The 14,195-nt window shown below is 33.6% G+C and carries 10 protein-coding genes; 2 read left to right on the forward strand and 8 right to left on the reverse strand.

Features of this window, described 5'->3' with window-relative positions; genetic code table 11:
• Positions 1–35: 35 nt before the first annotated feature.
• The 7 genes from FUA22_RS13770 to thrA all read right to left on the reverse strand — a co-directional run bounded on the left by FUA22_RS13770 (position 36) and on the right by thrA (position 8,124).
• Entirely contained in the window at positions 36–755 is a 720-nt protein-coding gene (locus FUA22_RS13770; protein ID WP_147769177.1) for a YebC/PmpR family DNA-binding transcriptional regulator, read from the reverse strand.
• 126 nt (positions 756–881) lie between these two features.
• On the reverse strand, positions 882–1,172 hold the full coding sequence (locus tag FUA22_RS13775; protein ID WP_147769178.1) for a 4a-hydroxytetrahydrobiopterin dehydratase: 291 nt from the start codon (positions 1,170–1,172) through the stop codon (positions 882–884).
• A gap of 54 nt (positions 1,173–1,226) precedes the next feature.
• Positions 1,227–2,066, reverse strand: coding sequence for a sugar nucleotide-binding protein (locus tag FUA22_RS13780; protein WP_147769179.1), 840 nt, complete (start codon positions 2,064–2,066; stop codon positions 1,227–1,229).
• A gap of 16 nt (positions 2,067–2,082) precedes the next feature.
• Positions 2,083–3,165 (reverse strand): glycine cleavage system aminomethyltransferase GcvT, encoded by a 1,083-nt coding sequence (gene gcvT / locus FUA22_RS13785; protein ID WP_147769180.1) that lies wholly within the window; start codon positions 3,163–3,165, stop codon positions 2,083–2,085.
• 133 nt (positions 3,166–3,298) lie between these two features.
• Positions 3,299–4,591, reverse strand: coding sequence for a threonine synthase (gene thrC, locus FUA22_RS13790; protein ID WP_147769181.1), 1,293 nt, complete (start codon positions 4,589–4,591; stop codon positions 3,299–3,301).
• A 92-nt stretch (positions 4,592–4,683) separates the two neighbouring features.
• Positions 4,684–5,607, reverse strand: a complete 924-nt coding sequence (locus tag FUA22_RS13795) for a homoserine kinase (protein WP_147769189.1) — start codon at positions 5,605–5,607, stop codon at positions 4,684–4,686.
• A 72-nt stretch (positions 5,608–5,679) separates the two neighbouring features.
• A complete protein-coding gene (gene thrA, locus FUA22_RS13800; RefSeq protein ID WP_147769182.1) occupies positions 5,680–8,124 on the reverse strand; it encodes a bifunctional aspartate kinase/homoserine dehydrogenase I in 2,445 nt (814 codons plus the stop codon).
• 447 nt (positions 8,125–8,571) lie between these two features.
• On the opposite strand from thrA, the gene FUA22_RS13805 reads away from it, so the two are divergent.
• Positions 8,572–10,125, forward strand: coding sequence for an NAD(P)H-hydrate dehydratase (locus FUA22_RS13805; RefSeq protein ID WP_147769183.1), 1,554 nt, complete (start codon positions 8,572–8,574; stop codon positions 10,123–10,125).
• Positions 10,126–10,368: 243 nt separating this feature from the next.
• Here FUA22_RS13805 and FUA22_RS13810 read toward each other — a convergent pair whose 3' ends face one another.
• Positions 10,369–11,421 (reverse strand): TlpA family protein disulfide reductase, encoded by a 1,053-nt coding sequence (locus tag FUA22_RS13810; protein ID WP_147769184.1) that lies wholly within the window; start codon positions 11,419–11,421, stop codon positions 10,369–10,371.
• An 800-nt stretch (positions 11,422–12,221) separates the two neighbouring features.
• On the opposite strand from FUA22_RS13810, the gene FUA22_RS13815 reads away from it, so the two are divergent.
• On the forward strand, positions 12,222–14,195 hold a 1,974-nt coding region (locus FUA22_RS13815), incomplete at its 3' end, for a DUF5011 domain-containing protein (protein WP_241664834.1).

Below are 14,195 nucleotides of genomic sequence, written 5' to 3' on the forward strand. Positions count from 1 at the left end.
GTGTCAGTACTCATATTATTTTTTTTTGGATTTTCTTATTCTTCAAGCTCTTGCATGGTATGATATACGTTTTGTACATCATCATCTTCTTCAAGCTTTTCTAGAAGTTTATCAACATCAGCTGCTTTTTCAGCATCTAAAGGCTTAGTTACTTGAGGAATACGTTCAAAACCAGAAGACAAAATTTCTATACCCCTTGATTCCAATTCTGCTTGAATAGCACCGAAGCTTTCAAAAGGCGCATAAATTAAAATACCATCGTCATCTGCAAAAACTTCTTCAGCTCCATAATCAATGAATTCAAGCTCTATTTCCTCTGGGTCTAAACCTTCAGCATTTATTCTAAAATTACAAGTATGGTCAAACATAAAAACAACAGAACCGGATGTACCCAAGCTACCATCACATTTATTAAAATAACTGCGCACATTAGCAACCGTACGGGTATTATTGTCCGTAGCAGTTTCAACCAAAATAGCTATGCCATGCGGAGCATATCCTTCAAAAATTACTTCTTTATAATCACCTTGACTTTTATCAGAGGCTCTTTTAATAGCGCGCTCTACATTATCTTTTGGCATGTTTACAGATTTTGCATTCTGTATAACTGCTCTTAATCGGGAATTACTATCAGGGTCTGGACCGCCTTCTTTTACGGCCATTACAATATCTTTACCAATACGAGTAAATGCTTTACTCATGGCAGACCATCTTTTCATTTTTCTTGCTTTTCTAAACTCAAAAGCTCTTCCCATAATTTGTGATGTTGTTTGTTGTTAAATTGAATTCTAAACGCAAAAATAAAAAAACTAGGCAGATATGAAAGCACACCATAAAGGATATGATATTTACTATAAATTTGTATAAATGCTGATTTTAAATTATTCTACAGGTTCTACAATGTTTTCAATAGCTTCAGCTAACTTAAAATCTTTATTCGTTACACCATCTGCATCATGTGTTGAAAGAGAAATAGTAAGGACATTATAAACGTTACTCCAGTTAGGATGATGGTTTAAAGCTTCACATTCAAAGGCAATTCTGCTCATGGCACTAAAGCAATCTCTAAAATTCTCAAACTCAAATTCTGCATGAATTGCATTATCGAAGTACTCCCAATCTGGGTAACGTAATAACTTTTTCTCAATATCTTGTTCTGATAATTTATCCATTGAATAGTTTTTCGAATTAATATCAACTAAAAATAACGATTAATACGTTTATAATCAATTTATTTTTAGCTCTTTTAAGATGTCGGTACTTTTAAATTGGAGGTGTTTGGGTAGTTTATTAGTTTTAGTTAAAACAGCAAGATAACGCTCATCATTAGTGGTGTAAACATGTTTATAAATAGCTTTTTCAAGCGTTAGTGTTTCAATTATTTCTTTAATGAAATCATCATGATGAACTAAATCATTACTACCTAAATGAAAAACCCCGGATTTGTTTCTATTAATAATGTAATGAATTTGTTGGGTAAGCTTGTCATCACTGGTAACATTCATAACCAAATTTGGGAATACTTCAACAGGTTCCTTTTCTTTTATGTTTTTTATAATTTCATGAATTCTAGGAGATTGACTTCCAAAAACCATTGGTAGCCTTAAGATGGCAACTTGTTTTTTGGGTAAGCGAAGTAATATATTTTCAATTTTTATTTTAAAATGCCCATATACACTATTACTCAATGTTTTATCATTCTCATAACTTGGATACTTACTATAAGCATCAAAAACATTAGCAGACGACAGAAAAATAAGTTTAATCTTTTGGGTAAAAACATATTCTGCTAAATGTTCGTGTAATAGGACTTGTTTTGAGAAATCTCCGCGAAGTGCAGAAATAATAATAGTTGGTTTAACAATATCAAGGATTTCGTAAATATCATCTTCTTCAAAATTGTACTGAAAGAACTGATGATTCTTTTCAAATTGCTTATTAGAAATACAATACGTACCGTAAGTTTTAAAATAGGAGCAGAGTTCCTTGTAAATGGCATTGCCCAAAAAACCACTGCCACCAAGTATTAATATCCTGTGTTTACTTTCTTTCCCCGTCCGCTTCATTTATGCACAAAAATCATTATCCCTTATAAAATGGCAACTTAACTACAGTAGCAGGAATAGTTTTTTTACGAATTTGAATATTAATTTTACTACCAACTTCTGAAAAGATGGGAGGTAAATAACCCAAGCCAATACCTTTACTTAAACTAGGAGACATAGTACCTGATGTTACTCTTCCAATTTTATTACCATTACCATCAACAATGTCATATCCTTGGCGAGGAATTCCGCGTTCATCTAATTCAAAAGCAACAAGTTTGTTTTCTGGCCCACGACGTTTTTCATCCTCTAAAGCTTCAGAATTAGTGAATTCCTTGGTGAATTTTGTAATCCAACCTAAACCAGCTTCAATAGGAGAGGTACTATCATCTATATCATTTCCGTAAAGACAATACCCCATTTCTAAACGTAAGGTATCACGCGCAGCTAGTCCAATAGGTTTGATTCCAAAATCTGCTCCAGCCTTAAAAACTTTATCCCAAATTTGTTTTACCTCAGAGTTTTTACAATAGATTTCAAATCCACCACTCCCTGTATAACCTGTTGCAGATATAATGACATGCTCAATACCAGCAAAATCACCAACAATAAAATTGTAAAATTTAATAGCAGATAAATCATGACTTGTTAAGCTTTGCATAGCTTCAACTGCTTTTGGACCTTGAATTGCCAGCAAAGAATAATCTTCACTCAAATTACGCATGGTTGCTCCAACGTCATTATTAGAAGTTATCCAATTCCAATCTTTTTCAATGTTGCTGGCGTTAACAACTAGTAAATAAGTGTTTTCTTTTACTTTGTAGATAATTAAATCATCAACAATGCCACCAGTTTCATTTGGCATGCAACTATATTGGGCTTTTCCAACGGTTAGCTTACTGGCATCGTTACTACTTACTTTTTGAATTAAATCAAGGGCATTTTCACCCTCAATTAAAAATTCTCCCATATGAGATACATCAAACACACCAACGGTATGTCGTACTGTTTCATGCTCAATATTTACACCTTCATATTGAACGGGCATATAATAACCAGCAAAAGGTACCATTTTAGCACCCAAAGCCTCGTGAGTTGAAGTTAAAGCAGTATTATTCATAATCTACTATTGAATTTTAATTTTCATCAAACAAATCTACATAAATTCGTATGATTCCTTTTGAAAAGTTTTGATAAAACTAATCCCTTAAACTCTCAATGGGTTTAAGGGATTAGTTTTATAATTAACTATTTTAGTTTAGTAAAAATGTTTTTAAACCTTCATAATTAGAAATTACTGTCGATACCTTTTCTTTACCCATTACTTCTTGAATTTGCTTTGGTAATGGTTGCTTTTCTTTAATAACTTCTTCAACCACATCTAAAAACTTTGTTGGGTGTGCTGTTTCTAAAAATACGCAATGTGCATCTGGGTTTTCTTTTAAATATGCCTTACTTCCTAAGTAACCAACAGCGCCATGTGGATCGGCAACGTAATTAAACTCATTGTACATTTCTAACATAGCCGCCTTAGTTTCTTCATCTGTAAAGCTGTATGAAGACACATTTTCCTTTAAGCTATCAAATTGATTTTTATAAATCTCTTGAATACGAATGAAGTTACTTGGCGCTCCAACATCCATAGCATTACTTATGGTTTGGATAGATGGTTTTGGTTCATATAATTGCGATTGTAAGTAACGTGTCACCACATTGTTTACGTTGTTTGATGCTATAAAATGTTTGATTGGTAATCCTAATTGTTGCGCCATCATGCCTGCGCAAACATTTCCAAAGTTTCCACTTGGTACAGAAAAGACAATATCATTGTATTTTATATGAAGATGCTTATAAGCAAATATGAAGTAGAATAATTGTGGTAACCAACGTGCTACATTTATTGAGTTAGCTGATGTTAACTGCATTTGGCTAGTAAGCTCTTCATCTAAAAAAGCTGTTTTTACCATAGCTTGACAATCGTCAAAAGTACCATTTACTTCTAAAGCTCTAATGTTCTGTCCTAGGGTCGTTAGTTGGTTTTCTTGAATATCACTCACTTTTCCACTAGGGTAAAGTATAACCACGTTAACACCTTTTACACCAAGAAATCCGTTGGCTACAGCACCACCCGTATCTCCAGATGTTGCTACTAAAACTGTTACTTCATTATCGTTATCTTTATTAAAATAACCTAAGCAACGTGCCATAAAGCGAGCTCCAACGTCCTTGAACGCCATTGTTGGCCCGTGAAACAACTCTAGTGTAGAAATGTTTTTATTAAGTTGAACTACTGGAAAATCAAAAGACAAGGTTTCTTCAACAATTGTCTTTAAAACATCTTCAGGAATTTCAGGAGACACAAATTGCTTAATTGCCTCAAAAGCAATATCTGTATTTGACAAGTTGTCTATATTTTTAAAGAAATCATCACCTAAAGGCGTAATGCTTTCAGGAAAATATAAACCTTTATCTGGTGCTAATCCTTTTACAACTGCATTTTCAAAAGTTGAATCTGGAGCTTGTTTATTTAAAGAGTAATAATTCATTTTTCTGTCATTCCTGCGAGGGCAGGAATCTATTTAGTTTTAATATAATTACTATGCGACCTTTCGACTGCGCTCAAGGTGACATGATGATTTTAGTTTATTATTTTAATTCCTTTTGAATTGATTTTGGACACATGAATATCGAAATCAATTCCAGTTTTAGCATATACTTTTTCTATAGCATCTTTCACATTTATAGCATTTTCAATCCCTTTACTTAAAGAAAATATTGAAGGACCTGAACCAGAAATACCTGAGCCTAATGCTCCAGCATTTATAGCTGCTTTAGTTACTTCATTAAAGTAAGGAATTAACTTGCTTCTATGTGGCTCTACTATAACATCATGCAATGCGTTTTTGATAACTTCAAAATCTCCAGTGTGTAACCCGTGAATTAAACTTCCAAAATTTGCCCATTGTGTTGTAGCATCTTGTAAAGCAACTTCTTTTGGCAACAATGCTCTAGATTCAGCAGTCTTTATTTCAATCTGCGGATGTATAATGGTTGCATATAAATCTTCAGGAGATGGGATTTCTAAAATTACTAACGGCGATACACTTTTCACTAACGCAAAACCACCAAACATAGCGGGAGCTAAATTATCGGCATGTTCACATTTACTAGCTAAAGCTTCACCTTTAATTGCAAATTCTGTTAACTGCGTTTTGTTAAACGGTCTACCTAAAAGCTCATTCATACCAAAAACACTACCAACGGCACTGGCTGCGCTACTACCAATTCCACTGCCCGGTTTAATCTTTTTGTAGATTTCAATTTCGAAACCAAAATCAACATCAATAGCGTCATACATAGCCAAGGCAGATACACCTGAAACATTCTTTTCTGCTTCATAAGGTAAATCAAAACCTTCAATTCTTGTAATATGAATACCTTTCCTTTCTACTTTACGAATCACCATTTCATCACCAACGCTATCAAGACAAAAGCCCATAACGTCAAATCCGCAAGACACATTGGCAACTGTTGCTGGAGAAAATATTCTTATTTCGTTCATCTTATCTATTAAATAACTTTCGGCCGCACTAGAGCAGGAAATATCACTTTCTTTGTGTAATTTCATAACTCATTAATCGTTTCCTAATCTAATAATATCTGCAAACAATCCTGAAGCCGTAACATCTGCACCAGCACCAGCACCTTTAATTATCATAGGCTGTTCTGGGTAACGCTCTGTATAGAACATAACAATATTATCACTTCCTTCTAAATTGTAGAACGGATGACCTACAGGAATTTCCTGTAAACTAACACTAGCTTTTCCATTATCAAATTTGGCTACATATTTCAACTGACAATTATTTGCTTTCGCGGAGGCATATAAACTTTGATAATGTGACTCATCAACTATAAGTGTTTGGTAGAAATCATCTACAGTATCACTTTTTAATCCTGATTCTGATAGGAATGGTGCATTTTCTATATCTTCTAAATTCATTTCAACTCCGCTTTCTCTGGCTAAAATTAAAATCTTTCTGGCAACGTCTACACCGCTTAGGTCAATTCTCGGATCTGGTTCTGTATAACCTTCAGCTGCTGCTTGCTTTACAATGTCGTAAAATTTTGTAGAATCATTAAAATTATTGAAAACGAAGTTTAAACTTCCAGATAAAACTGCTTGAATTGAATTTACTTTATCACCTGAAGCAATTAAATTACTTAAAGTATCAATCACTGGTAAACCTGCTCCAACATTAGTTTCAAATAAGAATGGTGCATTATATTTAAGTGATAAACGTTTTAATTCTTTATAATTTATATAATCACTTGAGCACGCAATTTTATTACAGGCCACAATTGATATGCTTTCACGCAAATACTGAGGATATAAATCAGCAACGTCTTTATTTGCCGTTACATCAACAAAAATGCTATTTCGTAAATTACAATCTCTTGCCTTTTCAAAAAAGCCTTGTAGTGTAGCTTGCTCTCCATTAGCCAATTGCTCTTTCCATGACTTTAGGTTTAAACCATTTTCATCAAAAATCATTTTTCTGGAATTTGACAAACCAACTACTCTCAGGTTTATTTTAAGATTCTCTTTTAAGAATTTCTTTTGTTGCTTTATTTGTTCAACCAAGCGTTCACCTACATTACCTACACCAGTAATAAACACATTTAATTGCTTAGTTTTTGATTCAAAGAACTGCTCATGCAATACATTTAAAGCCTTTTTAACATGGTTTTCTGATATTACAACAGAAATGTTTTTTTCTGAAGCACCTTGAGCAATTGCTCTAACATTAACATTATTCTTTCCTAAGGCACTAAACAACTTACCGCTAATACCTTGGTGGTTCTTCATGTTATCTCCAACAAGTGCTACAATTGATAATTTATCTTCAACAATAATTGGCTCTATCTTATGTAGCGCAATTTCATTCTCAAAAGTTGCATCAATAGCTTCTTTAGCAGCTTCAGCATCTTTAGTTTCAATTCCTAAGCATATAGAATGCTCTGATGATGCCTGAGTGATTAAAATGATGTTAATTTTCTCTTGTGACAATGTTTCAAACAATCGTTTTGAGAATCCAGGAATACCAACCATTCCACTACCTTCAAGCGTTAACAAAGCAATATTGCCTATGTTACTAATGCCCTTAACTGGTTTATTAGAGATGATTGCATCATTTGATATTTTAGTCCCCGCAGCGTCTGGTTCTAAAGTATTTTTAATGTAAATAGGAATTTCTAAATCTAAAACCGGCTGCACAGTAGGAGGGTACAAAACTTTAGCTCCAAAGTGCGATAATTCCATGGCTTCTTGATATGAAATCTCATTTATAGGATAAGCCTGTTTAACTAACTTTGGATTAGTAGTGAACATACCGCTAACATCTGTCCAAATTTCTAATTGTGCTACTTTTAAAGCTGCGGCCACAATAGCTGCAGTGAAATCTGAACCTCCACGACCTAAAGTAGTTTGCTCTCCATTAATCGATTTTGAAACAAACCCAGGAAGTATTGTGATTTTTTGAGAAGCAGAACTAAAATAATCTTGAATATTTTTATTTGTTATACTATAATTAACTTCCGCTTTTGTAAAAACAGCATTTGTTACAACAAGTTCTTGAGAGTTTTTACGTTCTGCAGACAAACCTCTACTTTTCATGGTTTCTGCAATGATGAAAGACGACAATAATTCCCCAAAACTTACTAATTTATCAGATGTTTTAGGCGATAATTCGTTTATTAAGAAAATACCATCAAGTAAACTTTTAAGCTCATCTAATCGCTGATTAACAAATTCAACTACGTTATTGTTGTTGCTTGGTATTAGTTCATTAACAATATTTAAGTGAATTTTCTTTATTGTATTGAAAACTTCTAAAAATTCAGCATCTTTATTTTGAGCCAATTTTCCAGCCAATAATAATTTATCAGTAATCCCTCCAACAGCTGAAACTACACAGATTACAGAATCGTTTTTAGAATAATCTTCTAAAATATTGATAACGTTATTTATATTTTTTGCAGAACCTACAGAAGTTCCTCCAAATTTTAAAACTTTCATGTGTTATTTTTTATTGTTTTTCATTTGTCACATGTAACCTTTGATGTTTAAAATAATTATTGAAACTAATATTAAAATTAATTTAAGCATGTCGGTTTCATTTTATAATGAATTGATAATTGAAAAATATATTTTTAAGTTGTGATTTATTTTAAAACCACAAAGATAGCCCGAAGTATATAAAATTAACAACCCCAAAGGGTAGTAGTAATTGTAGTATTACCAATAAAAGAAGTAGCATCTTTAGTAAAAAGAGTACTTGAAAATCTTATGTTTTGGTCTAAATGATTCATTTATGCTATGATAATGCAAGCCAAAAGTATTACATTTAGCCTAATAAAAAAACTAAAACTATTTTTTTGTAATATTCTTAAACAGAACTCTTTTTCTTTTAAGAAATGCAACGTTATTACTAAAGAATTAGAAAATCAATAATTATATATTTTAATGAAGATATTCTCAAGAGAACAGGTTTATGAAGGTGACAGGTTAACTGCTGAAAAACAAAACATTACATCTACAGATTTAATGGAACGTGCAGCTACTCAAATTTTTAATTGGATGCATATGCGTATGCAAGGAGCACAAGTTCCAGTTCATGTGTTTTGTGGTATTGGTAATAATGGAGGTGATGGCTTAGTAATAGCAAGACATTTGATTACACATGGCTATAATGTAAAGACCTATGTAGTGAATTGTAGTGATAAACGCTCTAAAGATTTTTTGATTAATTATGATAGAATAAAAAATGTAACCAAAGATTGGCCAACTTTATTGAAATGCGAAGAAGATTTTCCAGAGATTCATCCAGACGACATTATTGTAGACGCCATTTTTGGAATAGGATTAAATAGGCCTGTGGCAGACTGGGTCAAAGCGCTTTTTAAACATTTTAAAACTACAAAGGCTTTTACGCTTTCGGTAGATATTCCTTCAGGATTGAGTACTGAAAAGGTTCCAGAACATGAAGATGATGTGGTTTGGGCTGGTTATACACTTAGTTTTGCTTCACCTAAACTGGTTTTCTTTTTACCCGAAACCGCTAAATATACGGTACAATGGGAGGTTTTAGATATTGGTTTAGATCAAGAGTTTTTGCATACAACAGTTACTGATGTTGAACTTATAGGAAAATTTGAGGTTTTGCCAATATATGTTCCCAGAGAGAAGTTTTCACATAAAGGACAGTTCGGTCATAGTTTAATTATTGGTGGTAGTTATGGTAAAATGGGAGCGGTTACCTTAGCGAGCAGGGGAGCGCTTTCAGCTGGAGCTGGTTTAGTTTCAGTATTTACTCCTAAATGCGGTTATAATGTACTCCAGTCGTCTTTTCCAGAAGCTATGGTTTTTACCGATATAAATGAAGAGCTAATTACTGACATTAAATTTGATATAGAGCCAACCGTTGTAGGTATTGGAGTAGGTGTGGGCACTAATACGAAAACACTAAAGGCTTTTGAAGCTTTTTTAAAACAGAATAAAGCACCTTTAGTAATTGATGCTGATGGAATAAATATATTGGCTAAAAAGAAAACCTTGCTTAAACTGTTACCTGAAAATACAGTTTTAACACCGCACCCAAAAGAGTTAGAGCGATTAATAGGAGCATGGAAGGACGATTTTGATAAACTTGATAAGGTAACGGCTTTTTCAAAAAAACATAAAGTTATTGTGGTTTTAAAAGGCGCCAATACCATTACAGTTTTAGAAGATAAGCTGTATGTTAATACCACCGGGAACCCAGGATTATCAACAGCGGGTAGTGGAGATGTACTTACCGGAATTATCACAGGTTTGATTTCTCAGGGCTATAATCCGCTAGTAGCTTCCATATTCGGAGTCTATTTACATGGTAAATCTGCTGATATTGCAGTTGAAGACTTTGGGTATCAAAGTTTAATTGCAAGTCATATTATAGACTATCTAGGAGAAGCCTATTTGGATTTATTTAAGCAACCAGAGGAGCCAGCACAAGAAAATCAGGAAGAAGAACCAGAGTAGACTAAGAGGCATTCAAAAATGTCACACTGAGCGCAGTCGAAGTGTAGCTTTTAGGTCACATCAACAAATGGCATGCTGAAATAAATTCAGCATAACGAATTAGCAAAACAATCATGTCATTCAGAGCGAAGCGAAGAATCTTTTAATCGATTAAACAGATTCTTAAGTTACTAAGTTCCTTTTGAATGACATAAAAAAAGCCTCCGTAAAGGAGGCTTTCATATTATTAAGAGAAATTATCTTTTAAATCTTCAAATCATTAAATAACTCAATAAGTTTTGGGCTTGATGGTCTAGGTGCATTAGCATCCACAACATTTCCATTAGGGTCAATCAAGATAAATCTTGGTATTCCCATGATTTTATATCCTTGTACAAAATCAGATTTCCACGCTTTATCCGAAAGTAATTGAACACCGCCCATTTCTTTCTCGGCTATCATTTTTTTCCATCCTTCAATAGAAGCTGCTTTTCTAGCTTCTGGTGTATCACCTTTAAAACCTCTTCCTTCATCAACGGAAATACTAACAAACTCTATGTTTTTGCCATGGTATTTTTCTTCAACTTCTTTTAAAAATGGAATCTCTCTTTTACACGGTCCGCACCAAGTAGCCCAAACATCAACATAAACATATTTTCCTTTTAAATCACTTAATGATGTTGTACCTCCTTTATAGTTTTCATAGTTTTCAAAAGTTGGTGATGGCTGTCCTTTCAAATCGTCAAACTGACTAGCCATAGCTTTTTGTTGTTGATACATACCTAAAAGACCTTCTTGCATTTTGCTAAAGCTATCTTTTTCATTGGCTGCTACGGTAGAATCTATATTCTTAGAGCTATCTAATAATTCTGTAAAACTATCATGAACACTCGCTACTTTTGTTTTAAAAGTTTCTTCATCTAAATCCAATAAATCTGGTGTTAATTCTTTTTCTTGAATTAATGCTTTTTTTGCTAAATAGCTACTAGTTTCAGATCCTTTACCAGCATAATTAATAGACTTATTAAATTCTTTAGCATCTAAAGATATTTTTATATCTGCATCATTTTCAAGAAATAAATTAGTGTAAGATGTTCCATCGAAAAGGTTATAAATTCCAGCTTCTACTTTTAAAGTATCTTTAAATGTACCGTCTTCGCTAACTTTTATAGTTTTTGTAAAACCAGCTCTAGTTCTAATTACTAAAGAGTCACTGTTTTTATTAGTGATTGTTCCTGAAAGGGTTGCGTAATCTTTAGGTTCTTCTTTACAAGCAATAACAGCTATTGCCATGGTTAAAAAAAGTAATTTTTTCATGTGTTCGTTCTATTTTTAGTCACATGTAACCTTTGATAATCAAAATAATCACTGAAGTTTTTAGTGATGATTTTAATTATGTCGGTTTCATCATTATTATTTAATTATCAGCCAAAAATAATCAAATGATTAGCTTTTGTGGTCAATTTTGGATTATTATTAACATTTAGAAGGGATTGGGCTGTAGAAATAACAATATAGTTCGCTTTTTTAAGTCATTAATATTAAGAGTTTTACGGTCATTTTCTTTATGGTGTTTATATATTCATTTGATAAGTGAATATCCTTTTTGATAGTAATATCAAGGAATAGGAGGGGAATTGACTATTCTTTTTTAGTATAAAAACACTTCATCGGATAAAAGTTGTGGCTCATCTAAAAATTTATGAAATATTTAAGAAATACAGTCAATAATCTAAAAAAATACACGGATAATCTAAAAGTTGAAATTCCCCTTTTTTAAGCACACATAATTTCTCTACATTTGATATACCCTCTTTTCTACGTATTATTTTTTCTTACTTATTTTATTATTAAGAGCATATTTGATTAATAGCAAATTAAAGATGCCCTCGTCTTACCAAAATTTAACAACGTTTTTTGTTCAGTTAACCGCTGAATAAAGAATATGTTGTAAATCTTATTTATGTAACATGGTGTTTTAATTAATTAAACAAAATGTTATGTTAATGTACAATTTTACCCAAAAAACAAAGAGTACTTCCTCTTTAAATTTGATTTCATGCTGCCTTAGTTTATTAAGAAAGCAATTTAAGAGTATAACTGGTTTGATAGTGGTTATGCTTTTTTTATTATCAGGTATAAACTTAAATGCTCAAGCTGGGATACCATGTATTGATGGAAACTCTGAAGAATGGCAAGGTTTAGCAGTAACGGGGGCTCCTTCATTTGAGCTTAGACATGACGTATTTACTGGTAATGCGGATGATATTTTTACTGGGGGTAAAGATTTTAAAAGTTGGGGGCAAGTTTCTCCTACACCAGATTACAGTAATTGGACGTATAGTCCAATGCAAGCTAAGAGTGATATTATGAATGCCGCAGCTGTTATATATACAGGTATAACAGGAGCACCAATTTGTAATGCCACTCCACCGTTTAATTCCTACGATGATACGCATACCTACCTGTTTTTTGCAGGAGATAGAGAAAGTAATAACGGAACGGGGTATATCGGTTTTTGGTTCTTGTTAAATGGTTCTGGCTCTGTTGATGAAGGAAAAGATAAATATTTTACTCCTGACCATTTTACCAATTTTGGAGAACAAATACCAGGTGAACCAGCGGGAACATTGTATGATGCTGATTCTAGTATAGGTGATCTCTTAGTATTGGCAGATTTTACTGGTGGTGGGCGAAATGCAGCCATTACTGTACTTAAATGGGTAGGACCTGGTAATGGAGATAAAGGTAATAACAATTCTTTAGTTGAAGTTGGTACTGATTCTCAGGTAGGACAAAATAATGATGGTCCTACTGCTGTACCTTCTAATTTTATTGTACCAGCTGGACAAATTGAATATGACACCAACGAATTTTACGAGGGTGTTATAGACATAACAGATGTATTTGATTTACAAAATAACCCAGATATCATTTGTGGAGCATCGTGGATGCTAGAAACTAGATCCTCAGCTGAAATCACAGCAGATTCAAAAGATTTTGTTGGTGGTAGTTTTAATTTACCCCCTATTGTTGATGTTAGTGATGCTTCAGTTTGTGTGGGGGGCTCAGCAAGTTTAACAGCTACAGTAACTCGAATTATTAATGGTGAAAATGTGGTTATTGCAAATCCAGAAATTGAAGGATATACTTTTGATTGGTCAGGTCCGGGAGGATTTACAGCTAATACAGCAACTATAACTTTTGATCCTGCACAATTGAGTGATGATGGAGTTTATACAGTAATGGTAACAAGTCCTACGGGATGTCCGCCAGCAGATGGGGATCAAAGTGGTACGCTTACTGTAAATGACTTACCAACTGTTACGGCAGACAATGAAGAATTAGCATGTACAGATACAATGATACAGTTAACTGGATCACCTTTAGGTGGTACATGGAGTGGAAATCATGTAAGCGGAGCAGGTGTTTTTGATGCTACTGGATTAACACCAGGAGACTATACTGTTACTTATACTTATACGGATGGTAATGGATGCACGAATAGTGCGGAAGCTACTGTTAAAGTTAATATAGCACCTGATTTAACAGTTTCTTGTCCGGATGATGTTAGTGTAGATTGTACAGATGATATAAGTGGAGATTTTACCGCTTGGCTTGGAGGCTTTTCCTCAAATGGTGGAGCTGGGACAGTTACCGAGACATATAATGTTAACGGAGTTGATACTCCTTTAAATCAAATAATTGCACCAACAGATATTTGTAATGGTGTTGTTATTACTATAATTTATACTGCATCTGACGAATGTGAACAAGAAGAGCAATGTAGTTCATCATTTACTCTGGAAGCAGATACAGAGGCGCCAACAGCTAGTGTTCCAGCTTCGGAAACAGTGGACTGTGGAAATATACCTCTTCCAGATCCTTCTGTTGTCTTAGATGAGGCCGACAATTGTGGGACTCCTTCGGTTGAACATATTAGTGATTCTGAGGATCCAGGAGCTTGTGGCGGATCAATTACCAGAACTTACAGAGTTACAGATTCATGTGGTCACTTTATTGACGTTCAACAAACAATCAATGTAAATCCAGCACCAAAGGCAGAGTTTGATCCAGCACCAGCTGAAGAG

Source organism: Seonamhaeicola maritimus, from assembly GCF_008056315.1.
Taxonomy (GTDB): domain Bacteria; phylum Bacteroidota; class Bacteroidia; order Flavobacteriales; family Flavobacteriaceae; genus Seonamhaeicola; species Seonamhaeicola maritimus.

Bases quoted from the DNA above. Each gene is read 5' to 3' on its own strand.
- FUA22_RS13770 (WP_147769177.1), bottom strand. From the start codon at position 755: ATGGGAAGAGCTTTTGAGTTTAGAAAAGCAAGAAAAATGAAAAGATGG.
- FUA22_RS13775 (WP_147769178.1), bottom strand. From the start codon at position 1,172: ATGGATAAATTATCAGAACAAGATATTGAGAAAAAGTTATTACGTTAC.
- FUA22_RS13780 (WP_147769179.1), bottom strand. From the start codon at position 2,066: ATGAAGCGGACGGGGAAAGAAAGTAAACACAGGATATTAATACTTGGT.
- gcvT (WP_147769180.1), bottom strand. From the start codon at position 3,165: ATGAATAATACTGCTTTAACTTCAACTCACGAGGCTTTGGGTGCTAAA.
- thrC (WP_147769181.1), bottom strand. From the start codon at position 4,591: ATGAATTATTACTCTTTAAATAAACAAGCTCCAGATTCAACTTTTGAA.
- FUA22_RS13795 (WP_147769189.1), bottom strand. From the start codon at position 5,607: ATGAACGAAATAAGAATATTTTCTCCAGCAACAGTTGCCAATGTGTCT.
- thrA (WP_147769182.1), bottom strand. From the start codon at position 8,124: ATGAAAGTTTTAAAATTTGGAGGAACTTCTGTAGGTTCTGCAAAAAAT.
- FUA22_RS13805 (WP_147769183.1), top strand. From the start codon at position 8,572: ATGAAGATATTCTCAAGAGAACAGGTTTATGAAGGTGACAGGTTAACT.
- FUA22_RS13810 (WP_147769184.1), bottom strand. From the start codon at position 11,421: ATGAAAAAATTACTTTTTTTAACCATGGCAATAGCTGTTATTGCTTGT.